This window comes from Scandinavium sp. M-37, assembly GCF_043558715.1.
Classification (GTDB): Bacteria; Pseudomonadota; Gammaproteobacteria; order Enterobacterales; family Enterobacteriaceae; genus Scandinavium; species Scandinavium vulneris_A.
In genome coordinates this window covers 1-26,542 of record NZ_JBIGIN010000032.1, presented here as the reverse complement: position 1 = coordinate 26,542, position 26,542 = coordinate 1, and the positions used below count along the sequence as shown (strand labels likewise).

The 26,542-nt window shown below is 51.8% G+C and carries 19 protein-coding genes; 15 read left to right on the top strand and 4 right to left on the bottom strand.

Features of this window, described 5'->3' with window-relative positions:
- Positions 1-171 precede the first annotated feature (171 nt).
- Entirely contained in the window at positions 172-1,392 is a 1,221-nt protein-coding gene (locus ACG0Z5_RS19155; RefSeq protein WP_394450248.1) for an MFS transporter, read from the bottom strand.
- A 175-nt stretch (positions 1,393-1,567) separates the two neighbouring features.
- Between ACG0Z5_RS19155 and ushA the strand changes: the two genes are divergently transcribed.
- Positions 1,568-3,220 carry a bifunctional UDP-sugar hydrolase/5'-nucleotidase UshA gene (gene ushA, locus ACG0Z5_RS19150; RefSeq protein ID WP_394450246.1) on the top strand — a complete coding sequence of 551 codons (1,653 nt, stop codon included), beginning with the start codon at positions 1,568-1,570 and terminating at the stop codon, positions 3,218-3,220.
- 57 nt (positions 3,221-3,277) lie between these two features.
- On the opposite strand, the gene ybaK is transcribed toward ushA, so the two are convergent.
- From ybaK to copA, 3 genes are all read right to left on the bottom strand, one after another.
- A complete protein-coding gene (ybaK, locus tag ACG0Z5_RS19145; protein WP_394450244.1) occupies positions 3,278-3,757 on the bottom strand; it encodes a Cys-tRNA(Pro)/Cys-tRNA(Cys) deacylase YbaK in 480 nt (159 codons plus the stop codon).
- 200 nt (positions 3,758-3,957) lie between these two features.
- Positions 3,958-4,761: a TraB/GumN family protein gene (locus ACG0Z5_RS19140; RefSeq protein ID WP_394450242.1), complete on the bottom strand. Its 804-nt coding sequence runs from the start codon at positions 4,759-4,761 to the stop codon at positions 3,958-3,960.
- A gap of 91 nt (positions 4,762-4,852) precedes the next feature.
- Entirely contained in the window at positions 4,853-7,354 is a 2,502-nt protein-coding gene (gene copA / locus ACG0Z5_RS19135) for a copper-exporting P-type ATPase CopA (protein WP_394450240.1), read from the bottom strand.
- 522 nt (positions 7,355-7,876) lie between these two features.
- Here copA and tssB point away from each other — a divergent pair.
- The 14 genes from tssB (at position 7,877) to ACG0Z5_RS19065 (ending at position 26,524) form a co-directional block, all read left to right on the top strand.
- Positions 7,877-8,374 carry a type VI secretion system contractile sheath small subunit gene (gene tssB / locus ACG0Z5_RS19130; protein WP_394450239.1) on the top strand — a complete coding sequence of 166 codons (498 nt, stop codon included), beginning with the start codon at positions 7,877-7,879 and terminating at the stop codon, positions 8,372-8,374.
- 35 nt (positions 8,375-8,409) lie between these two features.
- Positions 8,410-9,960, top strand: coding sequence for a type VI secretion system contractile sheath large subunit (gene tssC / locus ACG0Z5_RS19125; protein ID WP_319626768.1), 1,551 nt, complete (start codon positions 8,410-8,412; stop codon positions 9,958-9,960).
- 15 nt (positions 9,961-9,975) lie between these two features.
- Positions 9,976-11,313, top strand: coding sequence for a type VI secretion system baseplate subunit TssK (gene tssK, locus ACG0Z5_RS19120; RefSeq protein ID WP_394450237.1), 1,338 nt, complete (start codon positions 9,976-9,978; stop codon positions 11,311-11,313).
- Positions 11,310-11,963, top strand: a complete 654-nt coding sequence (tssL, locus tag ACG0Z5_RS19115) for a type VI secretion system protein TssL, short form (RefSeq protein ID WP_394450235.1) — start codon at positions 11,310-11,312, stop codon at positions 11,961-11,963. The genes tssK and tssL overlap by 4 nt, the downstream gene beginning before the upstream one ends.
- 3 nt (positions 11,964-11,966) lie before the next feature.
- Complete coding sequence (locus ACG0Z5_RS19110; protein WP_394450234.1) at positions 11,967-13,682, top strand: OmpA family protein; 1,716 nt, start codon at positions 11,967-11,969, stop codon at positions 13,680-13,682.
- 4 nt (positions 13,683-13,686) lie between these two features.
- The gene (gene hcp, locus ACG0Z5_RS19105) at positions 13,687-14,178 is read left to right on the top strand and encodes a type VI secretion system effector Hcp (protein ID WP_394450232.1); all 492 of its coding nucleotides are present in this window, start codon (positions 13,687-13,689) and stop codon (positions 14,176-14,178) included.
- Between the two features lie 203 nt (positions 14,179-14,381).
- Positions 14,382-14,663 (top strand): hypothetical protein, encoded by a 282-nt coding sequence (locus ACG0Z5_RS19100; protein ID WP_394450230.1) that lies wholly within the window; start codon positions 14,382-14,384, stop codon positions 14,661-14,663.
- A 126-nt stretch (positions 14,664-14,789) separates the two neighbouring features.
- A complete protein-coding gene (gene tssH, locus ACG0Z5_RS19095) occupies positions 14,790-17,423 on the top strand; it encodes a type VI secretion system ATPase TssH (protein ID WP_394450279.1) in 2,634 nt (877 codons plus the stop codon).
- Positions 17,424-17,447: 24 nt separating this feature from the next.
- On the top strand, positions 17,448-18,089 hold the full coding sequence (locus ACG0Z5_RS19090) for a hypothetical protein (protein ID WP_394450228.1): 642 nt from the start codon (positions 17,448-17,450) through the stop codon (positions 18,087-18,089).
- Between the two features lie 691 nt (positions 18,090-18,780).
- The gene (locus ACG0Z5_RS19085) at positions 18,781-19,080 is read left to right on the top strand and encodes a hypothetical protein (protein WP_394450226.1); all 300 of its coding nucleotides are present in this window, start codon (positions 18,781-18,783) and stop codon (positions 19,078-19,080) included.
- 775 nt (positions 19,081-19,855) lie between these two features.
- Positions 19,856-22,351 (top strand): type VI secretion system Vgr family protein, encoded by a 2,496-nt coding sequence (locus tag ACG0Z5_RS19080; protein WP_394450225.1) that lies wholly within the window; start codon positions 19,856-19,858, stop codon positions 22,349-22,351.
- Positions 22,352-22,367: 16 nt separating this feature from the next.
- On the top strand, positions 22,368-24,623 hold the full coding sequence (locus ACG0Z5_RS19075) for a hypothetical protein (protein WP_394450223.1): 2,256 nt from the start codon (positions 22,368-22,370) through the stop codon (positions 24,621-24,623).
- Between the two features lie 11 nt (positions 24,624-24,634).
- On the top strand, positions 24,635-25,510 hold the full coding sequence (locus ACG0Z5_RS19070) for a formylglycine-generating enzyme family protein (RefSeq protein WP_394450221.1): 876 nt from the start codon (positions 24,635-24,637) through the stop codon (positions 25,508-25,510).
- A gap of 252 nt (positions 25,511-25,762) precedes the next feature.
- Complete coding sequence (locus ACG0Z5_RS19065; protein ID WP_394450277.1) at positions 25,763-26,524, top strand: formylglycine-generating enzyme family protein; 762 nt, start codon at positions 25,763-25,765, stop codon at positions 26,522-26,524.
- Positions 26,525-26,542: the final 18 nt, after the last annotated feature.

The following is a 26,542-nucleotide window of genomic DNA, read 5'->3' as shown; positions in this document are numbered from 1 at the left end:
AGTTTATGACAAAATTAGCCATTACGTTTATGAATAATTGTTGAATTTATAAGAAAAAGGGAATTAGCGGCGAAAAATGCACGTATGGGTAAAGAGAGACCATTAAACGTCAGGAAGGCATGTAAATTCTAGAGAGGGGGCCGCCAGATATTTACTCTGGCGGCTAGAAAATCAGTCTTTATGTCGGTTGTCAGGCAAGAATATGGTCAACATCCCCAATAATGGCAGGAAAGCGCAGATTTTATAGACCTCTTCAATACTGGTATGGTCGGCAACCACCCCCAGTACGGCAGCTCCCAGGCCACCCATGCCAAAGGCGAAGCCAAAGAATAGACCTGAAACCATACCGATCCGGCCCGGTAACAGCTCCTGGGCATACACCAGGATGGCCGAAAACGCCGAGGCAAGGATAAATCCAATGATCACCGTTAAAATCCCGGTCCATTCCAGAGTGGCGTAGGGTAAAACAAGCGTGAATGGCGCAACGCCGAGGATAGAGCCCCAAATAACGTATTTACGTCCAATCTTATCGCCTACAGGCCCGCCAATCACCGTTCCGGCGGCGACCGCAAACAGGAAGGCGAACAAATGGAACTGCGCATTTTGTACCGATAATCCGAATTTATGCATCAGATAAAAGGTGTAATAGCTGCTGATGCTCGCCATATAGAAGTATTTCGAGAAAATCAGCAGTAACAGCACGCTTACCGCGAGGATGACCTTATTACGCGGCAACGGATTGATAATTGGCGCTTTGGGTTTGCCTTTGTTCATCCGGTGCTGCGCGGCGTACCAGCGGCTGATTTGCGCCAGCACCACGATAGCCAGTAGGGCCGCCAGCACGAACCAGGCTACGTTACCTTTGCCATACGGGGCGATAATCAACGCGGCCAGCAAGGGGCCGAGCGAACTGCCGAAGTTCCCCCCCACCTGGAAGATCGATTGTGCCAGGCCATGACGGCCCCCGGACGCCATGCGTGCCACGCGGGAAGACTCCGGATGGAACACCGACGATCCGGTCCCGACCAGTGCCGCGGCCAGCACCACGGCTTCAAAACTGCCCGCCATCGCCAGCAATACCAGCCCGCTCAGGGTAAAGCACATGCCAATCGGCAGCGACCACGGCATCGGGTATTTATCGGTCCAGTAACCCACCACCGGCTGGAGTAGCGACGAGGTAAGCTGGAAGGTGAGGGTAATCATCCCGATTTGTACAAAGGTGAGCGAAAACTCAGCTTGTAGCAGCGGGTAGATCGCCAGGATAAGCGACTGGATCATGTCATTGAGCAGGTGCGAAAGGCTAATGGCGCCCAAAATACCAAACGAGGTTTTGGCCTTTTGAGGCGGCGCAGAGGTGCCTGACAGCGTCGGACTGGTTTCACTGATTGCCATAGATTTCACTTAAGTAGTTGATTTGCGACGTTGGGGAAAATCGACTGTGTAATAATTATCAGACTAAGATAACTGTCTCAGACGTTTGAAGAAAGTCTCAATTCTGAAAACATATTTGTCTATCCTTGTTACTCATTGTAATTTCTGCACTTGTCATTCAGTCAGGGAGAGAGTCATGAAATGTTTGAAACGCGGTGTGGCGCTGGCGATGCTGGCAGCATGGTCGCTGACCAGCCTTCAGGCGCAGGCGTATGAGCAGGATAAAACCTACAAAATTACCATCCTGCATACCAACGATCACCACGGCCATTTCTGGCGCAGCGAATACGGTGAGTACGGTCTGGCGGCGCAAAAATCGCTGGTGGACGGCATTCGTAAGGACGTGGCGGCGGAAGGCGGCAGCGTGCTGCTGCTCTCCGGCGGCGACATTAATACCGGCGTGCCGGAATCGGATTTGCAGGATGCGGAGCCCGATTTCCGCGGCATGAACCTGATTGGCTATGACGCAATGGCGGTGGGTAACCATGAGTTCGACAATCCGCTGACCGTGTTACGTCAGCAAGAGAAATGGTCCAAATTCCCGTTCCTCTCCGCCAATATCTATCAGAAAAGCACTGGCGAACGCCTGTTCAAACCCTGGGCGCTGTTTAATCGCCAGGGGCTAAAAATTGCGGTGATTGGCTTAACCACGGATGACACTGCGAAAATCGGTAACCCGGAAAATTTCACCGATATTGAGTTCCGTAATCCGGCGCAGGAAGCGAAGCTGGTGATTCAGGAACTCCAGCAAACGCAGAAACCGGATGTCATTCTGGCTGCCACGCACATGGGCCACTACGACAACGGTAACCATGGCTCTAACGCCGCGGGCGACGTCGAAATGGCGCGCAGCCTGCCAGCCGGTTCGCTGGCGATGATTGTGGGTGGTCACTCGCAGGATCCGGTGTGCATGGCCTCTGAGAACAAAAAGCAGGTTGATTACGTGCCGGGTACGCCTTGTGCGCCGGACAAACAGAACGGTATCTGGATTGTGCAGGCTCACGAGTGGGGTAAATACGTCGGGCGTGCAGACTTTGAGTTTCGCAACGGCGAGATGAAGCTGGTGCATTATCAGCTGATCCCGGTGAACCTGAAGAAAAAGGTCACCTATGATAATGGCCAGAGCGAGCGTGTGCTGTACACCCCGCAAATCCCGGAGAACTCGCAGATGTTGTCCCTGCTGACGCCGTTCCAGAATAAAGGCAAAGCGCAGCTCGGCGTGAAAGTCGGCGAAGTGAACGGTCATCTCGAGGGCGATCGCAGCAAGGTGCGTTTCGTGCAGACCAACATGGGCCACCTGATCCTCGCCGCGCAAATGGCGCGAACCAGTGCTGACTTTGGGGTCATGAGCGGCGGCGGGATCCGCGATTCGATTGAAGCAGGCAACATCACCTACAAAGACGTGCTCAAGGTGCAGCCGTTCGGCAACGTGGTGGTCTACGTTGATATGACCGGGAAAGAGGTGACGGAATACCTGACCGCGGTCGCGCAGATGAAGCCTGACTCCGGGGCCTATCCGCAGTTTGCCAACGTCAGTTTTGTGGCGAAAGGCGGCCAGCTAACTGACCTGAAAATCAAAGGTGAGCCCGTTGATCCGAACAAAAACTATCGTATGGCGACCCTGAGCTTTAATGCCACCGGCGGTGACGGCTATCCGCACATCGACACTAAACCGGGCTATGTGAATACCGGGTTTATCGATGCCGAAGTGCTGAAACAGTATATCGAGCAGAGCTCACCGTTGGACGTGAGCGCTTACGAACCGAAAGGGGAAGTGAGCTGGCAGTAAGTTCTCTGTATTAGGCCCGGCAGCATGCGCTCCCGGGCCAACCCCGTCCTGAGAACCTTAATCCCGCCGTGCAATGTCTGCGAATTTTGCATCCAGCATTTTTGCCAGACTCAGCGCCGTTAGTTCAATATCCAGCCCGCGTTTGCCCCCGGAAACATAGATCGTTTCATAGGTTTGCGCCGGGGCGTCAATCAGCGTGGGCAGGCGTTTTTTCTGCCCCAACGGGCTGATGCCGCCGACCAGATAACCGGTAGTGCGCTGGGCAATCATCGGATCGGCCATATCAACCTTTTTCGCGCCTAACGCCCTGGCGACCTTTTTCAGGTCGAGCTGCGTGGCTACTGGGGTGACGGCCACTGCCAGATGTTTCATATCGCCATTGATCGCCACCAGCAGCGTTTTGTAAACCTGGTCAGCATTGAGGCCGAGTTTGCGGACGACTTCATCACCAAAATTGGTTTCATGCGGATCGTGATCGTAGCTGTGGAGCGTAAAGGGGATCTTGTTTTTTTCGAGTAACTTAACGGCCGGAGTCATAACCATCCTTCTTACAACCGGAGTGAATGAGGGTAAGCATACGCCCGAAGAACGGCGAAAAAATAGTACTATCTTGCGCAATAAAGTTGGCAGTGATGGTTACTTTGAGCGACAATCGGAAGATCCGAAGTGCGAACTTCGGGATAATAATAACGATGAAATTCCTCTTTGACGGGCCAATAGAAATATTGGCCACTTTTTTATCTGCGCTCTGCTTTCAGCATCGAGGGCAGATTGCCTTCCCCGTATAAATGCAGTGCACCGACGGCGACGACATAGCGCCCAGGCGGCAAAGCATGCAGCTTTTCCAGCCAGGCCAGATTACGCTGATGCATTAACACATCGTACAGCGACTGGCTGAAGGTATTGGGCAGCGACGGCGTATCGCCCGGCGGCTGTTCCATCCACCAGCCAATCATCACCTGCAATAACCGGGCATTGGTGTGCCAGTGGGTGAGGGTATCTTCCAGCAGCGACAGACCGTTATCCGGCAATTCACGTAGCAGCGTTATCTGGCTTTCCGCGCCCTCCAGTTCCATCACCGGTTTATTCACTTCCCGGGCCGCATTCAGCAGTTGATAATCAATCCCGTAATCGGGACGTAAACCCAGCTTCTGCGCCTGTGTGGCCTGTAAAATCATCGCGATTTGCCATAACGGCTGGCTATCGAACAGCGCCAGAGAAAGCCCGAGTTCCTCGGTCAGTTTTTCCAGCTGTTGAAAATGGGCCTCGCTCAAACGCTCGCGTAGCGGCGGATAAGCGGGCAAATCGCGGAAAGGAGTTTCGTTCCCGGAGATATCGGCTTCAACGATCAGCGCGTCAGCCTGCTGGATCATACTGACCAACCGTGGCGGCAAAGGCGCCATATCGCGGGTGCCCATATGAATGCTGCCGACCAGATGCAGTTTCTGCCCGCCCGAAAGTGTAATATCCAGCCCGGGCCACGGATAGCGGCCGCGAAACAGCGCGCGCAGCGCAGATTTTATGCGTTGAAACAGTCCCATACGCGCTCCGTCAAGATAAAGGAACCATGCTAACGCGCCAGGACCAGGGGCTCAACGCTTAAATTGCTGCCAGCCCCTGTTTATAACAGGCTTAACGTTTGGGTTTAAACCGCAGCAGGCGGTTGGCATTACTGACCACGGTGATGGACGACAGCGCCATCGCCGCACCTGCCACGACGGGGTTAAGTAACGTGCCGGTCAGCGGCCACAGGATCCCGGCGGCAATCGGAATGCCCAGCGAGTTATAAATGAACGCCCCCAGCAGGTTCTGCTTCATATTACGCAGCGTCGCTTTGGAGATAGCCAGCGCATCCGCCACGCCTTCCAGGCTATGACGCATCAGGGTTATCGCCGCGGTTTCGATGGCGACATCGCTCCCGCCGCCCATCGCAATCCCGACTTCCGCTTGAGCCAGCGCCGGAGCGTCGTTAATGCCATCCCCGACCATCGCCACTTTCCGGCCTTCCGCCTGCAATTTTTTAATCGCATCGGCTTTGCCATCCGGGAGCACCCCGGCGATCACTTCATCAATTCCGGCTTCTTTGGCAATGGCATTGGCGGTAACGGGGTTATCGCCGGTCAACATCACCAGACGATAGCCTTCGCGATGCAGCCGGGCGAGCGCCGCTACGCTGTCTTCGCGCAGCGGATCGCGGATGGCAAACAGCGCTGCGGCTTTGCCATCAACGGCCAGTAATACTGGCGTAGCGCCTAGCGCGGCCTGCGCCTGAACGTCCGCGTCCATGTCAGTGGTGACAACCTGCTGATCGTTCAGTAAAGCCTGATTACCGAGCAGCAGCGTATGCCCCTCGGCTTCACCGCTGACGCCCAGACCGCGCAAAGTACGGAACGCATTAATTTGCGGTAGCGGATCGGTACCCGCTTTTTCAATAATGGCCCGGGCCAGCGGATGGCTTGAACCCTGTTCCAGTGCGGCGGCGAGGCGTAACGCCTGAGCCTCGGCGTATTCGCCGTAGATTTTTACCGCCACGACCTGCGGCTTCCCTTCGGTCAGGGTGCCGGTTTTATCAAATACCAGCGTATCGAGTTCGCTGGCGCGTTGCAGCGCGTCGGCGTCGCGCACCAGCACGCCGTATTCCGCCGCCCGTCCCACCCCGGCGATAATAGACATCGGCGTAGCCAGACCCAGAGCACACGGGCAGGCGATGATCAGCACCGTGGTGGCGATCACCAGGGTGTAGACAATTTGCGGAGCCGGGCCAAAGAAATACCAGATGGCCGCGCTGAACAGGGCAATTGCCACCACCGTCGGGACAAATACTGCCGAGATGCGGTCGGCCAGTTGGCCAATTTCCGGTTTGCTGCTTTGCGCCTGGCGGACCATTCGAATAATGCGCGACAGCGTGGTGTGGCTACCGACGGCGCTGGCGCGGAACAGCACGCTGCCGTCCTGTACCACCGTCCCGGCGTGTATGCTTTCACCGTCGCCTTTCTGCTGCGGCACGGGTTCACCGGTCAGCATCGCTTCGTCAAACCACGCTTCGCCCTGGGTAATGTCGCCATCGACCGGGACGCGATCGCCGGTGGTCAGGCGCAGCGTCATACCAGGCTGCACGTCAGCCAGCGGCAACGATTTCTCGCCTTCTTCTGTTACCACCCGCGCGGTCGGTGGCGTCAGGTCGAGCAATTTTTCCAGCGCTTTCGATGAACGCTGGCGGGCGCGGGCTTCGAGCATATGGCCGAGATTAATCAGACCGATGATCATCGCACTGGCTTCATAGTAAAGATGCCGGGCTTCCATCGGGAACCACTGTGGCCACAGGTTGACGCTCATCGAATAGAGCCAGGCAACGCCGGTGCCCAGAGCGACCAGGGTGTCCATGGTGGCGGTTCGGTTCTTCAGACTCTTCCACGCGCTGGTATAGAAATGCCCCCCGGCGAAGACCATTACCCCGAGCGTGACCAGGCCAATCACCAGCCACAGGGAGCGGTTGGCGTCCGTAACCATCATGTTGTCACCGAACATCCCCCATACCATCACCGGCACGCCGACCAGCAGCGCGACGATGGCCTGCCAGCGGAAGCGTTTCATGGTGGCAACGGCAGTTTCCTGCTGGCGTTCACGGCGCTTAAGATCGTCTTCTATCGCCTCCGCGCCGTAGCCCGCTTTTTCCACTGCCTGCACTAAATCGGTCGCGGCCGCACTGCCCATTACCAGGGCGGTACGTTCCGCGAGATTGACCCGTGCCTGCGTAACGCCCGGAACCGCAGCCAGCGCGTTTTGAACCCGGGAGACACAGCTGGCGCAGCTCATACCGTTGATCAGCAACTGTTGGCTATCATCAAGGTCGTCGGCTGCCGGAAGCGCTGAAGGGGCCGCTGTCAGTGCTTCCGACGGGGTTGATGACTCTGCCAGCGGATTAGCCTTTGGGTGGCTGAGCTCCGCCCCGTATCCGGCTTGTTTTACGGTGTCGATAAGCGCTTCGGCACTGGCGCTGCCGGTGATCTGCGCTTCATTAAGACTCACCTCTGCCTGCTCAACGTCGGGACGCTGCTCCAGGCTCTCTTTCACGCGTTTCACGCAGTGGCCACAGGTGAGACCGTCGAGCGCGAGAGTAATGGTATGAGACATATTCATTCTCCTGATGGATTGACCGATAAACAGCGTCGGCATAAATGTTTTTTCTAACCGTGTTAAAGCTTAAACCTTCCATCAAGGGGAAGGTCAAGTAGGTTTTACGCGTTCCTGCAACGCGAATTTTTCTTACGCGAGGATAAAACACCCGCGCAAAAGTGATATTTGTCTCAGAAATTGATTGGGATTTTTAGGTTATTATTTGTAGGAATTTTCGGGTAAATCTAAATATGATGAGATAAAACGTGTATGAAACTTCTTAAAATGCATTAATTCGATAAGAAAAAGTCAATATAGGGGCCGCGTTAATATTAATTAATGCATTAAAATGGTCTAAAAGCCAGTGGTGACGGGGTTGTTAAGACATGATGTATCTGTATTTAACTCCTGCTTAATAGTAAGAGTGTTACAATAATACCCACTTTACGTTTCCGGATAATGCTGGTAAAAGTGCAACGTTCGTTATATATGAGCATCTTACCCACTACAGGGAATGATATATTTAGGAGATGAATTAAAATGGCAGACTCATTTCAGGCGGAAATACCTAAGGCCCGCGTTAATATCCAGCTTTCACTACATACCGGCGGCGCACAGAAGAAAGTTGAGCTTCCTCTTAAGTTGCTGACAGTCGGTGATTTCAGCAATGGAAAGGCAGAAGGGCCGCTGTCTGAGCGCGAAAAAATCAACGTCAATAAAAACAATTTCAACAGCGTCCTCGCTGATATCAATCCCGAAGTCAGTCTCACCGTGAAAAATACGCTGGCTGGAGACAATTCAGAAGAAAATGTGAAACTGGCATTTAAAGATATGAAAGACTTCGAGCCAGAACAGATTGCCCGTCAAATACCTCAGCTCAAAGCGATGCTGGCCATGCGTAACCTGCTGCGTGATTTGAAATCCAATCTTCTGGATAACGTGACTTTCCGGAAAGAACTGGAAGCCATCCTGAAAGATCCCGCTTTAAGCGACGAACTGCGTAACGAGCTTAATGCACTCGCACCGGGCCAGGAATAATTACTGGAACTGTTAACGGACTAATTTCGAGAAAAATGCTTATGTCAGTCAATAATGAATCCCAGGTATCAGCGGGCGGGGCGACTATTGAAAAAACGCTGCCGAACGACGGTGTTTATGCCTCTCTGTTTTCCAAAATCAATTTAAAACCGGTTTCCTCCATCGACGATCTAAACGGTTTCGATGATAACGTCGTGATGGCCGAAACCTCTGCCGATGCGCGTGTTACCGCCGCAGTCAAAGTGTTCATGCAGTGCCTGCAAAAATCCGGTCAGCGGGTGGATAAGCTGGACAAAACCTTGCTGGATCACCACATCGCAGAGCTGGATTTCCAGATCAGCCGCCAACTCGATGAAGTGATGCACAACGATGAGTTCCAGAAAGTGGAATCTATCTGGCGTGGTCTGAAGTCGCTGGTGGATAAAACCGACTTCCGCCAGAACGTGAAGCTGGAAATCCTGGATCTGTCTAAAGACGAACTGCGTCAGGATTTCGAGGACGCCCCGGAAATCATCCAGAGCGGCCTGTACAAGCAGACCTACATCGCGGAATACGACACCCCGGGCGGTGAGCCAATTGCTGCCGTGATTTCAGCCTATGAGTTCGACGCCTCGGCGCAGGACGTGGCGCTGATGCGCAATATCTCCAAAGTGTCCGCGGCGGCCCACATGCCGTTTATCGGTTCCGCGGGGCCTAAATTCTTCCTGAAAGAGAAAATGGAAGAAGTGGCGGCTATCAAGGATATCGGTAACTACTTTGACCGCGCCGAATACATCAAATGGAAATCGTTCCGTGACACCGACGACTCCCGCTACCTCGGTCTGGTGATGCCGCGCGTGCTGGGTCGTCTGCCGTATGGCCCCGACACCGTGCCGGTGCGTAGCTTCAACTACGTCGAAGAAGTGAAAGGTCCGGATCACGATAAATACCTGTGGACCAACGCCTCGTTCGCCTTCGCCGCTAACATGGTGAAAAGCTTCATCAACAACGGTTGGTGCGTACAGATCCGTGGCCCGCAGGCCGGTGGTGCAGTGAAAGATCTGCCTATTCACCTGTACGATCTCGGCACCGGTAATCAGGTGAAGATCCCATCAGAAGTGATGATTCCGGAAACCCGCGAATTTGAGTTCGCCAACCTCGGCTTCATCCCGCTGTCGTACTACAAAAACCGCGACTATGCCTGCTTCTTCTCAGCGAACTCCACCCAAAAACCGGCGCTGTACGACACCGCAGATGCGACGGCTAACAGTCGGATCAACTCCCGCCTGCCGTACATCTTCCTGCTGTCGCGTATCGCGCATTACCTGAAGCTGATTCAGCGTGAAAACATCGGTACCACCAAAGACCGTCGTTTGCTGGAGCTGGAACTCAACACCTGGGTGCGCGGTCTGGTCACTGAAATGACCGATCCGGGCGACGAGTTGCAGGCTTCTCACCCGTTGCGCGATGCGAAGGTGCTGGTGGAAGACATCGAAGATAACCCGGGCTTCTTCCGCGTGAAGCTGTTCGCTATCCCGCACTTCCAGGTCGAAGGCATGGACGTGAATCTGTCGCTGGTTTCCCAGATGCCGAAAGCGAAAGCGTAAGGTGGGATTCCAGGGATGAAAATTTATCGTCCATTATGGACTGACGGGGCCACGCTGGCCCCTCAGCAGTTCCAGCAGCAATCTCGTTGGGATGCTTATAACACCGAGAATGTGGCAGCGATGTCGCTGGCACATACCTGGGGCGTGCTGCATGCCGAGTTTGATGCTTCGGCGTTAGCCCTTTCCAGGCTAAACGCCACCCGTCTGGTCGTGCGCTTCCCGGATGGCACACTGGTGGATACCAGCGTTGCCGATATCCTGCCTGCGGTCTGTGACCTGACTGACGCGCAGGGGCGAGAAAGCGTCGAGGTTGTCCTCGCGCTGCCGCTGCTTTCCGCTAACGGTGGGAATCTGGATGAAGGTAAAAACAGCGAACGTCCACAGCGCTGGCGTCAAGAGTGGGTGACCGTCCAGGAGTTGTCAGGACATGAGCAAACGGAGCTGGCGATTTTACGCCACGCCATTTCGTTGCGTTTTTCCCATCAGGAAAATGCAGCCTGGCTGACCTGTCCGGTCGCTCGTTTGGTGCGTAATGCGCAGGGTCAATGGGCAATGGACGAGAGTTTTATTCCTCCCGCACTGTCGTTTTCTGCCAGCCCGCGTTTGTCACAGGAGTTCAGCGATTTGCTGCACCGCCTGCAGGCGCGGCGACGTCGTTTGATGCAAATGCGCCGGGAGAGTAACGAGCGTCTGGCTGACTTTGCCGTCGCTGACGTTTCGCTGTTCTGGTTGCTGAATGCCCTGAACAGTGCCGAACCGGTGCTGGCAGAATTGTTCCAGACCCCTACGCGTCATCCGGAACTTTACTACCGCGAGTTGTCTCGTCTGGCAGGAAGTTTGTTGACCTTTTCACTGACGCACAGTCCTGATGATATTCCAGCGTATCAGCATGATGCGCCGGAGCAGGTATTCCCGCCGCTGTTTACGCTGCTGGATACCCTGCTGGAAGCGAGTCTGCCGTCGCGTGTGATCAGCATCGATCTGGTTCATACCGGACAGTTCTGGAAAGGCGCAATGCACGATGCGCGTCTGCGTGAAGGGGCTGATCTCTATCTCTCCGTTCGTTCATCGATTCCAAACCATCTGCTGCAAACGCAGTTCCCACTGCTGTGTAAAGCCGGGAGCGTTGAAGACGTGGCCGATGTGGTGAACGTCGCGCTGAACGGCGTCGGTCTGAAGCCACTGTCGCATGTACCTGCGGCGATTCCGTTGCGCCTTGAGAATCAGTATTTCGCACTCGATCTTAGCGGCCCGGCCGCAGAGGCGATGCTTGATGCCGGAAACTGCGCGTTCTACATCCCGGAAGCGTTGGGTGACGTCAAACTCGAACTCTACGCGGTGCTTCGCTCATGAAAAACAACCCAACCTCCTTTATCGATCAGATGTTTTATCCCGGCTGGCTGATGGTCAGCCAGTTGCGAAACGGGCAGGAGATAACCGACGGCAAAGCACTCTATCGTCGCACCTGTGAATGGCTCGATGGCTGGCGTGCACAGCTAGAAGAGCAGGGGGTGCCCCAGACCAGCATTGATCATCTGTTGTACACACTCTGTGCGCTATTTGATGAAAGCGTGTTAAACCGCGGCAAACAGGATGATGGTTATATCACCTGGCTTGCGAACCCACTGCAGGCGAAGTATTTCAACACCCTGAATGCAGGCGAAGAGCTGTGGGAACGGATTCGGACCGTGCTCCAGGAGCCATCTCCCGATATCGCGGTACTGACCTGTTTCTCGCGTGCATTGACGCTGGGGTTCGTTGGCCGCTATCGCCAGCAGGCGGATGAGCGTCGTGAAGACGTGGTGCGTAATCTCAGCCAGCGTGTGCCGCCGTTCACCCTGTCAGAAGAAGCCCCTATCGTTGCTCGGGCTGGCACACTGCGTAGCGGTCGCCGGTTTTACTGGCTGTCCTGGGTAGCAGGCATCGTGCTGCTGGGCGCGGTATGGTTTCTGCTCTCGACCTCCCTGCAGCAGATGGTTTCGGCCATTGCGGGCGCGGAGTAAACCATGCGTAATCTGAGCAAACCCTTGCTGGTCGCGCTGGCTTTCACGCTTGCCCTCTGGTTGGTGTGGGGATTCTGGCCGTTGGGCCTCGGTAGCCGCCTGTTTTTGAGCGCGGTTGTCCTCGTGTTGGCGGGAGGTCTCGGCTGGCGTTACTGGCGTCAGATGCAAAACAGCGTTGAAACCGTGGTGGATATCGCATTGCCGCCAGAGGATTTCGAAGGCGCACTGGTTCTGGTGTGCGGGGACAGCGACGTGCTGTTTTCTGCCGATGAGACCTTCCGTGAAACGCGACAGGGCTGGTATCTGCCTGTACGTCAACCGGAACAACTGGCACAAATCGCTGAGTCTGTCGCATCCGGGCGTCCGGCACTGGTAGCACAGGTTTCAGTCTTGATGGCGTTTGCACCGGAGCGCTGGCAGGAGGAAGTGGCGTTCACCAGCCAGCTTCATCAGTGGCAGCGGGCCATTGCGCAATCACGGCGGTCGTTTGCTGGACTGCCGCCCGTATGGACCTGCCTGTGGTTAAATGCGCCCGCAAAAAGTGATGAAGACCGATACCGCTGGTATTTCGTCACTAACAACCGTGAAGGCATTCAGGTTCAGGAAAACAACGGAGTCGCGCAATCGTATCTGCCCTGGTGTACCTACGCGCCTGAGGCTTTGCACCCGCATCGTCTGGACAGTTCGCTGTGGCTGGAGTCGCTTTTTCGCTGGCTTAAACCCCATGTGACCGACCTCATGCAAACACGTCACCACGATACACCTGCGCTGCCTGCCTGCATGCTGGCAGTGTGCAGCGGACCCTTGGCGACGTTGCCCGACAACCTGTGGCAACAGCATACCGCCTCGGTGACAACCTTGCAGAGTCGTTCCGCTCCCACGGAGGAGATGCCGCCCCTGCCAGATATGCTGCTGCCGCATTTATCACGCCGCCACGGTATCAGCCGCGTGATGCTTTCCTGGCGCGTAGTGGGCGGTATTGTGGGGATCTTTTTGCTGCTGGCGATGCTCGCCTCGTGGATCAACAACCAGCGTTTGATCCAGAACGTCAGCGATCATCTCGCACTCTACCAGCGTTTAAGCGGCAACCCGCCGGCCCCGAAAGTTCAGGCTCAGGAACAGTTGCGCAGAGATAACGGACTGCTGGATTCATGGCAACGTCAGGGGGCGCCGATGCGTTACAGCCTTGGGCTGTACCAGGGAATGCGCCTGATTGCCCCGCTGCGTGCGGCTATCAATAACTGGGCCCCCCCTCCGCCACCCCCTCCTGTTATCAAAAAAATTATTCAGGGTCCGAAAACGGTCCGACTCGACAGCATGTCGCTGTTCGATTCCGGTCAATCCGATCTCAAATCCGGCTCGACCAAAGTGCTGGTGAATTCACTGGTGGACATCAAGGCCAAGCCGGGCTGGCTAATTGTGGTCAGCGGGCATACCGACAACACCGGCACGCCGCAACTGAATCAAACGCTGTCCCTGAAACGTGCCGAAGCGGTACGCGACTGGATGCGTGACACCGGTGATGTGCCGGAAAGCTGTTTCGCAGTGCAGGGCTATGGTGAAAGCCGCCCTGTCGCAACGAATGACACGCCGGAAGGCCGCGCGCTGAACCGTCGTGTCGAAATCAGTCTGGTCCCGCAGGCAAATGCCTGTCAGGTGCCGGGCAAATCCCCAGCGTCATCGCAGGATGATGACGCTTCACAACACAATGGAGAGTAATTCCATGGCTATTCCTGTTTATCTGTGGCTGAAAGACGACGGCGGTGCGGACATTAAAGGTTCCGTAGACGTTAAAGACCGTGAAGGCAGCATCGAAGTTGTCGCTCAGGATCACAACATCTACATTCCGACCGACAACAATACGGGCAAATTGACCGGGACGCGTATTCACACCCCGTTCATGTTCACCAAGGAAATCGACTCCTCCAGCCCGTACCTTTACAAGGCAGTGACCACCGGTCAGACCCTGAAATCTGCTGAGTTCAAATGGTATCGCATCAATGACGCGGGCCAGGAAGTGGAATATTTCAATACCAAGCTGGAAAACGTGAAGGTTGTGAAAGTGAATCCGTTGATGCACGACGTCAAGGATCCTTCTTACGAGAAGCACAATCACCTCGAACAGCTTGAACTGCGTTACGAAAAAATCACCTGGACTTACAAAGACGGCAACATCATTCATTCCGATTCCTGGAACGAACGTACGACTGCCTGAATTTAGCGTAATGCCTTATGCGGGCGGGGAGACCTGTCCGCAATTTTTGCAACGTCCCTTTATGCCGAGGGGACAGTGCAAAAGTGATCATCCGATAATCTGACCTAATGCGCTTAGGGTTCCTTGTTAGAAGGGAAAGCGATGGGCGGTAGCGTGCCTGAATGAAATCAGGCTTATTTCTGAGGACATAAAAGGGAACAACTATGCCATTTAGTTTTGACGATTCTGCCGCCAGGCAGAACTGGGGAAAAGGAAAATCAATCAGCGTACCGCCAGCGGGAATGCGAAAATATCACGACTGGCGCCGATATATTCTGGCCGGGCGATCGCCATCGGATGCGGCAAGACTTGCGGGGGATATGAATTATGAACTGCTGCAAGGCAACAGTAATCTCTGCTCCGTCAGGCTTACACAGCAGCACCGAGTTTTATTCTCGGTTGTCGGGATGGCGGTCAAGGTCATGGAAATTGGCGGCCATTATTAGCCCCGGCCCTAATCAATAATCACATCACTCATTATTTTTACATGTCCACCCGAGGGGTTATCTGAAACGGATAACCCCCGTGTGGTAAATAACCCGAAAGTGCGTGCCAGAATGGAGAAGGTCTTTATGGAGTATCACTCATCAACCTTATTACGTCGCCTTAACCCTTACTGTGCTCGCGCACTTGAAGGCGCCGCGAGCCTGTGCCAGACCCGCGCCCACGCGTCTATCCTGCCGGAACATTGGCTGCTGAAACTGCTGGAGCAGGGCGAAGGCGACCTGACGGTGCTGGCGCGCCGTTACGAATGGGATATGGACGCGCTTTGGCAGGATTTACTCGGCTGGCTGGATACGCTGCCGCGCTCGGTGCGCGCGCGACCGAGCCTGTCCGACAATATTCAGGCACTGATGCAGGAAGCCTGGCTGCTGGCGTCACTTTCCGGCGAGGATCAGATCCGCAGTATTCACCTGCTGATGGCGCTGGTCGGTAAACCAAAATTGGTGCGCTGCGACGGCCTGTGGCCGCTGCTGACCTTGGGCCAGAGCCAACTGGAACGCCTGCGTCCGTTGCTCGATGCGCAGTCAGACGAGCGCCCGGAGATGCAACAGGAAGCAGAATTGGCCCAACAGGGCGGCGATGTCGAAATGGTCGGCCGTCCGGTTGGGGCTGAAGTCCGCGAAGGCGAGCTCAATCCGGCGCTGCAAAACGCGCTGGATAAATTCACCCTCGATGTCACCGCCAAAGCGAAAGAGGGCAAAATCGACCCGGTGTTTGGTCGCGATATTGAAATCCGCCAGATGGTCGATATTCTGTCCCGTCGTCGCAAGAACAACCCGATCCTGGTCGGTGAACCGGGCGTGGGCAAAACCGCGCTGGTGGAAGGTTTAGCGCTGCGTATCGCCGAAGGCAACGTGCCTGAATCACTGAAAACCGTCAGCCTGCGAACCCTCGACCTCGGCCTGCTGCAGGCGGGGGCAGGCGTTAAAGGTGAGTTTGAACAGCGCCTGAAAAACGTTATCGACGCGGTACAGCAGTCGCCGATGCCAGTGCTGCTGTTCATCGACGAAGCCCACACCATTATCGGTGCGGGCAACCAGGCGGGCGGCGCGGATGCCGCCAACCTGTTAAAACCAGCGCTGGCGCGCGGCGAACTGCGCACCATTGCCGCCACCACCTGGAGCGAATACAAACAGTATTTTGAACGCGACGCCGCGCTTGAGCGCCGCTTCCAGATGGTGAAAGTCGACGAGCCGGACGACGAGACCGCCTGCCTGATGCTGCGCGGCCTGAAATCTCGCTATGCTGAGCATCACAATGTCCATATCACTGATGCCGCCGTCCGGGCCGCCGTGACGCTGTCGCGCCGTTATCTGACCGGGCGTCAGCTGCCGGATAAAGCCGTCGACCTGCTCGACACCGCCGCCGCCCGCGTGCGCATGAGTCTCGACACCGTACCGGAGCCGTTAACGCGCATGCGCGCGCAAATCACCGCCCTGGACATCGAGAAGCAGGCACTGCTGGAAGATATCGCCGTCGGGAGCAGCAGCCAGGGAGAGCGTCTGGCCGCGATTGAACAGGAAGAAATCAACCTGTTTGTCGAACTGGACGAGCGCGAGACCCAGTACGGTCAGGAGTTGTCGCTCACAGAGCAACTGCTGGAAACACGCAAGGATATCTCTCGCCAGGGTGAGACCCGTGAGCTGCAACAGCAGCTGGATGGCATGCAGCAGAACAGCCCCCTGTTATCTGTCGATGTCGACACCCGCACCATCGCCAACGTGATTGCCGACTGGACCGGGGTGCCGCTCTCCTCACTGATGAAGGACGAACAAACCGAACTGCTGAACCTGGAAGCGGAAATTGGCAAACGCGTAGTTGGCCAGGACGTGGCGCTCAACGCCATCGCCCAACGTCTGCGTGCGGCTAAAACCGGGCTCACGTCGGAGAACGGGCCGCAGGGCGTGTTCCTGCTGGTTGGCCCGAGCGGCACCGGGAAAACAGAGACCGCACTCACCCTGGCGGATGTGCTGTACGGCGGTGAAAAATCGCTCATCACCATTAACCTGTCAGAGTACCAGGAGCCGCATACCGTCTCCCAGCTGAAGGGCTCACCTCCGGGCTACGTCGGTTACGGTCAGGGCGGCATTTTGACCGAAGCAGTGCGCAAGCGCCCATACAGTGTGGTGCTGCTCGATGAAGTCGAAAAAGCCCACCGTGACGTAATGAACCTGTTCTACCAGGTGTTTGATCGCGGCTTCATGCGCGACGGAGAAGGGCGTGAAATCGACTTCCGTAACACCGTGATCCTGATGACTTCCAACCTCGGCAGCGACCACCTGATGCAGCTGCTGGACGAACAGCCGGAAACCACCGAAGGCGACCTGCACGAACTGCTGCGGCCCATTCTGCGCGAACACTTCCAGCCGGCGCTGCTGGCCCGCTTCCAGACCGTGATTTACCGCCCACTGGCAGAAACCGCAATGCGGATCATCGTGCAGATGAAACTGGACCAGGTCAGCAAGCGCTTACATCGTCATTACGGCCTGACTACCCACATCGACGAAAGCCTGTTCGACGCGCTGACCTCCGCCTGCCTGCTGCCGGACACCGGCGCGCGTAACGTCGACAGCCTCCTCAATCAACAAATCCTGCCGGTGTTGAGTCAGCAACTGCTCACTCACATGGCCGCGAAGCAGAAACCGAAGTCGTTGACGCTGGGGTGGAGCGAACAGGAAGGGATTGAACTGGGGTTTGATTAATCGGTTTACTAAAGGAATACAATCATGGATAGCGCTAAAGAAATCGCCAAGGAAATGCTGGATGCCATTGATGTAGATAGTTCAGGTTTTTGGGGGGCCTTTGGGAAGGGGCTTGTTTCATTCCCTGTAACCTTGACTTATTTGGGGTATGATTTTATCGACACGGATCATCGAAGAGAAAACCAAGATGATAAATTCAGGTTGGCTAAGTTGATCAAGCAGGGCGTCTTTAATCATGAGGTTATTGGTAAAGTTATTAGAGTGTCGCTCAACGATTTTGCATCTCGTATAAACATGGAAAAAATAGAAACTGTTGTTAAAAAAATTTCCGGATCATTAGCGGGGAAGTTTGCATTTACTGAGTTAACAGGCGTTAGGCTAGGTGAAGCTATAACCTCCAAAGGCGTAGCTGCATTTTTTTCAGGAAGCCTAGCCGGGCTAGTACTTACCATTGGTGCCGAAGCATCCAGAGCTATTTATACATCAAGGTATCTTCAAGAGCGAAACCCTGCCTTGCATGAGAAACTGCAAAGTCTTGGGGATTTAGATTTGTTGTATTATCTTGTGGAAGACATTGTACGCCCATTCGAAAATGCTTGCATAATCGGTGATTCTAATCCGCAAAAGTTTGATGAGGTCTGTGCGTATTTTTTTGGAGGCTTATGAAAATAAAACGACTTCTGTTAATTATCCTTTCTCGAGTCATACGCGGTGCTGGGATGGGATTGGGGGCATCTGGTATTTTATTTTCAGTTTGGTTTTTTTTCTTTTCATCTAATGAGAGTAAATATCTATGGGGTGTGTTTTCAATTGGTGAGTTTTTTGTTGGTTATGTTATGTATCGGTTTGCATACTCATACGTTTATGATGAATGGAATGATAGTTGTTAATATCAAAAAATCTCTCTGAAGTAACATTAAACGTAGATGGTGATTACAAGCTTCAATATGCTCTACCAATGTATATAATCTTGGAGCGCATGGTGAACATAAAAATACCCTTGATCTGATTGTTGGTTAGTATGGAGGTTGTAAATTCATTGAGAATTTTTTGTTGGTGAGTAATTTTTCTATATTGCATATGATAAATGGGTTTTAGGATTCATGAAATGGATGGGGTGAAAGATTTAGCACGAGAAATGCTAAATATGATAAATGTTGATGGTTCCGGTTTTTTTTGGCAGCAAGGGTTTTATTTCCATTCCTGTTAATCTTGTCTATCTTGGATATGATTTTATAGATACAGAGCATAGAAAGGAAAATTTGGATGATAAGTTCAGAATAGCTCAACTTATCAAAGGCACACATTTAAATAAAAAACAATAGAAAAAGTTCTTAATGTTTTTATTGATGATTTTATGTCTAAGATTAACCTTCCTTCACTGGGAGTAAAACTGGGTGGGCATAGTATTGGTGGTATGTTTTTTTCACAATGGACCGGTATTAAATTAGGCTGTGTGATTTCTGAGCGTGCAATGACTGCGCTTTTTGCAGGGACAATTAATGGATCGCTTCTTACAATTGGTGCTGAGTCTTCACGAGCGATTGATACATCGAGGTATTTTCGTGAGAAAAACCCTAAAGCTTATTATAAGTTGAGGAGTATGGGGGTTAGATCTTCTATATTATTTAGTGGAAGATGTAGTAAAACCATTTGAAAAAGCTTGTGTTATTCATGATCAACGTCCTGATGAGTTCAACGAGATTTGTGATTATTTTTTTTGGTGGCTTATGAAAATAAAAAAATCAGCGCTAATTATTTTATCTATGGCTGTACGTTGGCTCGGTTTAGCTCTCGGGGGGACAGGTATGGTGTGGGGAGGTTGGTTTCTGTTCTTTTCTTACGACAATTATAGATTTGCGTGGGGTTTATACTTCTTGCTTCAGACGTATGTTGGGTTTTTAATATTTCGATATGGCATGAAAAAAATGATGAATGAGTTTGACAATCACTGAGTGTTCTTGAGAGTAAAAAAAACTAGAATTCTATATGTCCGTGAGATACTTTGTGGATATAAAGGATTTGTTTCTTTTTGTCATGTCCCGGCTTGTTCGCAGGATTGGAATGACCCTTGCCTTAGTGAATGCCGTTTATTCGATTTGGTGTTTCTTTCTTTCACAAAAGCTAAGTTATATATTCTCGGAATTGGTTTTGGGTGATTGGTGTTTTATTGGCTGCGGATTATATGAATTCGCCTTGAAGTATATTTATGATGAGTTAGGCTATTATCGTTAGGATGTGGTTTTTCTGTGTGTTCATTAATACTGATTTTTATATTAGAGTTGCCGGGATTTTATTGGTTGCGTTAGGTTGTTTTTATCAATAGCCCTTTCATGTTGTTTATGGAAATGGACGATCTCTGCAAAGTTGGCAAAGCACTGATGTCTGTGTTCTTAATAAACGTAACACCATCTGATTCAGCGAGAAATAAAATGGACATAATTTCTGAAGTGACGGGAAACACTCTTAATCGCTACAGTCTGGACATATCTTCCTGTCCTTATCCACTTGACGTTGAGAAATTTGACGGGCTGGAGCAAGTAAGCGTTCTTTATCATTACACTGTCAGTTTTACCAGCTTGCACCATGATCTCTCCTCTGAGATGTTACTTAATAAATCCGCCACGTTCAGTATGAAGTCCGGATTATTATCTGAACTGACCACCGGAAAAGTTGTGCATGGCGTCGTCACAAATTTTCGTCGTCTGTCCGGTTCCAGGGATCAGGCAAAATATGAAGTCATCATCGAGCCGTACCTGAAACTGCTGGATAATCAGTTCCGCACCCACCGCTTCTTTATCAACAAGTCCGTGACCGAAGTGGTGACGCAGGTGCTGCAGGAGCACGGCCTGAAGGACTGGGAATATGAATTTGTTCTGAAGAATGACTATCCAAAACGGGAACAGATTAACCAGTATCAGGAAAGTGACCTGGCGTTTATTGAGCGCCTGCTGTCGGAGGTTGGGATTTTTTACTTCTTCACCCTGCAGCCTGATGCGCAGAGCGAAGTCGTGCATTTCGCCGACGACCAGAGCGCGTGGCAGTTTGGCAAGACGCTGCCGCTGAACAGCCCGTCGGGCACCCATGATAATGCGGTTGATTCGGTGTGGGGCCTCAACGTCCGGCAGGATGTGGCGCAGGCATCGGTGACCGCCGGGGATTACAACCACCGCGATGCGCAGAAGGTGCTGCTGACGGCCCCGGCAGATGCCACCGACGGGGAAGGGGCAGGCACCACCTACGGGGAGGTGTATCACTACCGGGCGGGGCATCTGGAGAGCGGGGACAAATTTGCCCCGGCGACGGAGACCGGGAATTTCCGGGCGCGGATTGAGCATGAGCGTTTCCTGGCCGAACAGACGCAGGTGTCCGGGGCGAGTACCGACGCGACGCTGAGCCCGGGCCAGGTGCTGACCATCACCGGGACCCGTCTAATCCCGACGCTGCCGTCGGCGACGGCGAACGGGCTGGTGATAGTCAGGACACTGTTCACGGCCAGCCGGCAGAACGCGCTGAGCGTAATGTGGTCGGCGGTGCCATACAGCGAAACGCGCTGCTGGCGCCCGGCGGCGATAGCGCGGCCGGTCATCAGCGGGACGTTGATGGCGCGGGTGACCAGCGCGAAAGCAAACGATGAGTACGCGCACCTGAACCCGAACGGGCTGTACTGGGTGAAGTTCGACGCGGACCGGGACGAGAAGCCACAGGGCTACGAGAGCATGCCGGTGCGGCTGGCGAAGCCGTACGGAGGGGACACGTACGGGATGCACTTCCCGCTGATACAGGGGACGGAAGTGGCGGTGGCGTTCCACGAGGGTGACCCGGACCGGCCCTACATCGCCCACGCGCTGCACGACTCGCGCCACGCGGACCACGTGACGGCGGACAACCACACCCGGAACGTCATCCGTACCGCCGGGCTGAACAAGCTGCGGATGGAAGACAAACGGGGCGAAGAGCACGTTAAGCTCAGCACCGAGTACGGGGGCAAGACGCAGCTTAATTTAGGTCACAACGTCAATGCATCCAGAGTTCTTCGTGGCGAAGGTGCTGAGCTTCGTACTGACCGACACGTTTCCATTCGTGGTGGGGCCGGGGTATTTATCACAGCAGATAAACAAACGCTCGCCGGGGACAAGATGCTCTCTATGAAAGAGGCAATTGCCCAGCTTGAAAATGCTCTGACGATAGCAAAAAGTTTGTCATCTGCTGCAGAAGGGGCCGATGCCCTACCCGCAGATACTGCGAGTCAGCAGACGCTTAACGCAGCTCTCAAAGAACTCGCTAAACCAGGGATCATATTGAATGCTCCTGAAGGGGTGAGTATCACCAGCCCTCAGGCAGTGCGTGTCGCGTCTGGTACAGCAAGCGTAGGGATCATGTCCCAGAAGAATACGGATATCAGCGCACTGAAGCGTTTTACCGTGGCTGCGGGTGAAGCTGTGAGTATTCTGGCCCGAAAAGCCGGAATGAAACTTTTTGCCGCTAAGGGAAAAGTTGAAATTCAGGCACAGGATGATGCGCTTGAGGCTATTGCGAAAAAAGACGTCACGGTGACCAGTGTGGAAGGCAAAGTAGTCATCACGGGTGCAACAGAGCTGGTTGTTAACTGTGACGGTGCATTTATGAAGTTAGCAGGTGGAAATATGGAGCTCGGTGCACCAGGGAATATTCTACTGAAGTGTGCCAACGTTCAGAAAATGGGAAGTGCGGATTATGACGCACCTAAACCGGAACTTCCGCGAGGGTATAGTGAGAACTTTATTGCACAGGATAAGGAATCTGGCGATATCCTGGCTAACACGCGATATCGGATAACCACTGCTGATGGTTCAGTTTATGAAGGGCGCACTGACAGTGAAGGTAAAACGGCTGAAATATTCGGTGCGGCAAAAAGTAAAATCAATATTGAACTGCTCGGTGGCTAATTCAGGGAGTTAGAAAATGACTAAAGGTACACAGCAAAGTAGTCTGGATAACGTGAGTAAAAACACTGTTGTCAATGGAGAGCATGGCCCTCAGGTCTATTTTCATCCAGGCAGCGCAACATTACTTTGCGTTGATGCAAAAGATAACCGCTTACTCATACAGGAACAGCTGAAAATGACAGCGTTGCTGGAGAATCAGAAGAAAGCGCAGATTGCTCTGGATGAGCTCAATTTCGAAATGTTGACTCAGGCAGGCAAACAACCGCCACGTGCTTATGACAGCAAACTTCAGAGTACCTACCAACAACTCAATGACGCTAACGAAAAATTAAAGGCAGAACTTAAAACGCTGACCGCAGAGGTTCCCGAGGGGGAACTACTTGATGAGAACGCCAAGGGCTCAGCTATCGGCCTTATGGAGTTGATTCCTCTTCAGAAGACTGCCGGATTTAAAAGTACTTATGTCCGCTCCGATAAAATTCGCAGCCACTGGCGGAAGTACAAACTCAGTGAGGTGGATAAGGAAAGTGGTGAAGCCAGTTTCATTAAATATAAAGATAAAGAAGTTACTGGTGTCGATGCTAATGGGAATGAAACGAAAAAAACAGTTCGTTCGGGGAAGATTGATACCGAAGAGTTAAAAAAGCAATTAAAAGAAGCATCGGTCAGCCTTAAGTTTGAGGATGAACTAATAGAAGACAGTAATGTTGTTCTTACTGACTGGGCGAAAAAAATGAATAAAGGGCTAACGTGGCCCAACGAAAATGATAAGCCTGAAGATGAGTCAACTTATCATCAATATGTCGACATCAGCGCGCAAGCTCAACTGATGCGCTACAGTCAGGGGGCCGGGCTGTCTGCTGAGTTTAACCCATTAGAAAAGAAAGCCTCCGCGAAGATGGAAGGCCATTCAAGTTTTGCACTGGGTGAGGCAAAAGCGTCCGCTGAACTTTTTATTCCTGACCGTCTTGGTACCGCATTGTTGTTTCCTGCCAAAGCATCTGCGGGTGCAGTCGGTGGTGTCTGTAATATGGGGGCCATCCGCTACACGATTAATGCGGTGTTATCGGGCAATGCCGGGGCAAGCCTTGGGATAGAGCTGGGTGTGGAAGCTGATTTTAGTGGAGAAATGGCAAAGGGCTATGGAATAAAAGGCAGCCCGGCACGGCTGACCCCACCGCCGCCTCCAGGCCAGCGACAAATAAATCTCACTATCCCACAGCCTGATGTGAAGGCTGGAGGAGAAATTGGTGCTTTTGCTGGCGTTCAGGCAGGTGGCAATGTCAGCGGGGCTATTGAGTGGTTTGACCCACATCCCGATGATGACAGCGATGTAAAACACGAAGAGAATTCGCCAATTGTTGCCAAAGAGAAGAAATTCACAGCGATTGCCACCTTATCCCTGGGAGTAACTGCTCAGGCCGGGGCCGGAGGAACAGCAGTTTTCTATGTGAGCTATATTAACAGTCGCTTCAGAATTCATTGTAAGGCAGCACTTTGCTGGGGTGTTGGAGCTAAAGGTTCATTAGGTTTTGAAGTGGATGGGAATTCGTTTGCGGCATTCATGAAAGGCTTTATGTATATGCTAAGGAATGTGGATTACCAAAAGCTTGAGAAGATGATGTCGTTAGGTACTTTTCAGTCATTATGCGCGATACCAATAATATTACTTGCTGAAAATATTCAAGTTGGTACTGAAATGTTTAATCACCTGAATAGTGATATTCGTGGAGTTTTAAGACAGTTCAACCAGGCTCTTGATAACGAAGATAAACGTGTGGCTTTAATGAACAGCATTATCGCCAATCCAGATCAGTTGAAGTATACGCCACCAGAAACAAAAGGCTCTATAATATCACAATTAGTGGATGTCAACGCCTTGGATATTTTAGACCAAAGAAACCAAAAAAAGGACGCTAGTAAATGGGGCGTGATGCAGTTAAGGAAAACAGCAATAATGCTTTGCTTAAAGTGGGTACAGAGTAAAGCAGATTATAACAATGTGATGCAACACATGACTGCTATACCGGCAGAAGGAAAGGGGAGTGCAGAAGTTAATGAAAAGGCGTTGTTGAGCTTTTTAGGAATGACGGAGGTCGGATTGATGGGGAGCTACTCCACGCAATACGAACAAAATATCCATACTCTCTATGAAAGGCTTCCTGATTCGGTTGACCCAGATGAACCATTTAGACCAATTCCTCATGATGAAATGAAACAATATATTGCATTGATTAATGAACATCACAATGTTAATACTCAGATGGCATAAGGCAGGTCGTAATGAAAAATAGAAATCTAGAAAAAACATTGTTACTCCTTGTTTTTACAATTGTTGCTTGTGACGGTTCATCAAAAAAGACAGAATTAGCCAATAAGCTTATTGATAAATCAATTGCAAACATGGTGAGTGTTAAAAGCGGTGATTTTCTGATGGGAGACTTTGGGCCGTTGGTTGGGGATAAATTACCTTTTAGTATTCAGCAGGACGATAAAGTACTTCATAAGGTTGTTCTTGGAAGCTTTATGATCTCGAAATATAAGGTCACAAATGCCGATTATAAAATATATCTGGAAGTAACAGGTACACCCTCCCCGCCCGTTGACATTCTTGCTAAGAACTCTCCGTTGCTTCTGAGTGATAATTACTCTGTGAGCGTTACCTGGCAGCGAGCAAAGGATTATTGTATATGGCTAGGGGCGCAGTCAGGCAAAAAAATAGATTTACCGACAGAAGCTCAATGGGAGTATTCCGCACGTTCAGAAGGAAAATATTTACCCTTTGCAACTGATAATGGAAAAATAGAACGAGGGAAAAATTATCCTACGGATAACGATCTGAGTAAATATACTGGTGGATTAGGGCTTCCAATTTATCCAGTTGGTAAATATCCACCAAACCCTTTGGGTCTTTATGATATGGGATTAAGTGGAAATGAATGGACGAATGATTGGTATGCTTTAGATTACTACTCGCATTCTCCAATAAAAGATCCACAAGGACCAGCCAAAGGGGAAAAGAAAGTTCAACGTGGTGCTGTTGGTGGGGATGACCAATACGCGTTAACGATGTTTAGACAATCTTCACCACCGAGTCCAAAATCAGAAGACGATCATGATTATGGCGATGGTGTTTTTCGTTGTGTGATCAATAAATGATTATCCATGTTTTCAGGGTTTATTAGATTTAAATCTAATGATGATTATATGAATCGAATATCGAAGCTGTGTAAGGGGCTAATTCAGGGAGTTAGAAAATGACTAAAGGTACACAGCAAAGTAGTCTGGATAGCGTGAGTAAAAACACTATTGTCAATGGAGAGCATGGCCCTCAGGTCTATTCTTTATTAATGAGACTCACAACTCTAATTCACAAATGGCATAGGGTGATTTGTAATGCTAAACAATGAAATGAAAAAAATAATCATACTGCTCGCTTTTGCTCTTGTAGCCTGTGACAACTCTACAAAAAATTCAGAATTAGCCACTAAATTAGTGGAAAAATCAATCTCAAATATGGTCGCTGTTAAAGGCGGAGAGTTTATGATGGGCGACTTTGGTCCTCTGGTTGGTGAGCATATACCTTATAGTATTCAGCAAGATGATAAGAAATTACATAAAGTGATACTTAGTAGGTTTATGATTTCAAAATATAAGGTAACTAATAAAGACTATAATACATATCTTAAAATAACAGGTAAAAAACGACCGCCTGTTAGTTCTTTTACCAAAGACTATCCGCTGCTACTTGGAGATGATTACTCGGCGATCGCAACCTGGCAGCAGGCAAAAGATTATTGCTTATGGCTTGGAGAACAATCAGGTAAAAAAGTTGACTTACCATCCGAGGCTCAATGGGAGTATGCGGCGCGTTCAGAGGGTAAATATTTACCTTTTGCAACCGATAATGGAAAGATAGAGCGTGGCAGAAATTACCCAACTTATGATGAGTTAGATACATTTACTGGTGGGCTGGGGCTTCCATTTTATCCAATTGGTAAGTATCCACCGAATCCATTAGGTGTTTATGATATGGGATTAAGTGGCAAGGAATGGACTAACGACTGGTACGCAAGTGACTACTACGAACACTCTCCTGTGGTAATCCCCCCATTTTTAACGGAGGTGATAAGTAGAATCAGTTCATGCGCTGAATATGCTGCATCGGCGTGAAGCCATTCAGTGCCATAT

Bases quoted from the DNA above. Each gene is read 5' to 3' on its own strand.
- ybaK (WP_394450244.1), bottom strand. From the start codon at position 3,757: ATGACTCCGGCCGTTAAGTTACTCGAAAAAAACAAGATCCCCTTTACG.
- tssB (WP_394450239.1), top strand. From the start codon at position 7,877: ATGGCAGACTCATTTCAGGCGGAAATACCTAAGGCCCGCGTTAATATC.
- ACG0Z5_RS19155 (WP_394450248.1), bottom strand. From the start codon at position 1,392: ATGGCAATCAGTGAAACCAGTCCGACGCTGTCAGGCACCTCTGCGCCG.
- tssL (WP_394450235.1), top strand. From the start codon at position 11,310: ATGAAAAACAACCCAACCTCCTTTATCGATCAGATGTTTTATCCCGGC.
- hcp (WP_394450232.1), top strand. From the start codon at position 13,687: ATGGCTATTCCTGTTTATCTGTGGCTGAAAGACGACGGCGGTGCGGAC.
- ACG0Z5_RS19110 (WP_394450234.1), top strand. From the start codon at position 11,967: ATGCGTAATCTGAGCAAACCCTTGCTGGTCGCGCTGGCTTTCACGCTT.
- tssK (WP_394450237.1), top strand. From the start codon at position 9,976: ATGAAAATTTATCGTCCATTATGGACTGACGGGGCCACGCTGGCCCCT.
- ACG0Z5_RS19070 (WP_394450221.1), top strand. From the start codon at position 24,635: ATGAAAAATAGAAATCTAGAAAAAACATTGTTACTCCTTGTTTTTACA.
- ACG0Z5_RS19085 (WP_394450226.1), top strand. From the start codon at position 18,781: ATGTCTAAGATTAACCTTCCTTCACTGGGAGTAAAACTGGGTGGGCAT.
- copA (WP_394450240.1), bottom strand. From the start codon at position 7,354: ATGTCTCATACCATTACTCTCGCGCTCGACGGTCTCACCTGTGGCCAC.
- ACG0Z5_RS19100 (WP_394450230.1), top strand. From the start codon at position 14,382: ATGCCATTTAGTTTTGACGATTCTGCCGCCAGGCAGAACTGGGGAAAA.
- ACG0Z5_RS19140 (WP_394450242.1), bottom strand. From the start codon at position 4,761: ATGGGACTGTTTCAACGCATAAAATCTGCGCTGCGCGCGCTGTTTCGC.
- ACG0Z5_RS19090 (WP_394450228.1), top strand. From the start codon at position 17,448: ATGGATAGCGCTAAAGAAATCGCCAAGGAAATGCTGGATGCCATTGAT.
- ACG0Z5_RS19065 (WP_394450277.1), top strand. From the start codon at position 25,763: ATGAAAAAAATAATCATACTGCTCGCTTTTGCTCTTGTAGCCTGTGAC.
- ushA (WP_394450246.1), top strand. From the start codon at position 1,568: ATGAAATGTTTGAAACGCGGTGTGGCGCTGGCGATGCTGGCAGCATGG.
- ACG0Z5_RS19075 (WP_394450223.1), top strand. From the start codon at position 22,368: ATGACTAAAGGTACACAGCAAAGTAGTCTGGATAACGTGAGTAAAAAC.
- tssH (WP_394450279.1), top strand. From the start codon at position 14,790: ATGGAGTATCACTCATCAACCTTATTACGTCGCCTTAACCCTTACTGT.
- tssC (WP_319626768.1), top strand. From the start codon at position 8,410: ATGCTTATGTCAGTCAATAATGAATCCCAGGTATCAGCGGGCGGGGCG.
- ACG0Z5_RS19080 (WP_394450225.1), top strand. From the start codon at position 19,856: ATGGACATAATTTCTGAAGTGACGGGAAACACTCTTAATCGCTACAGT.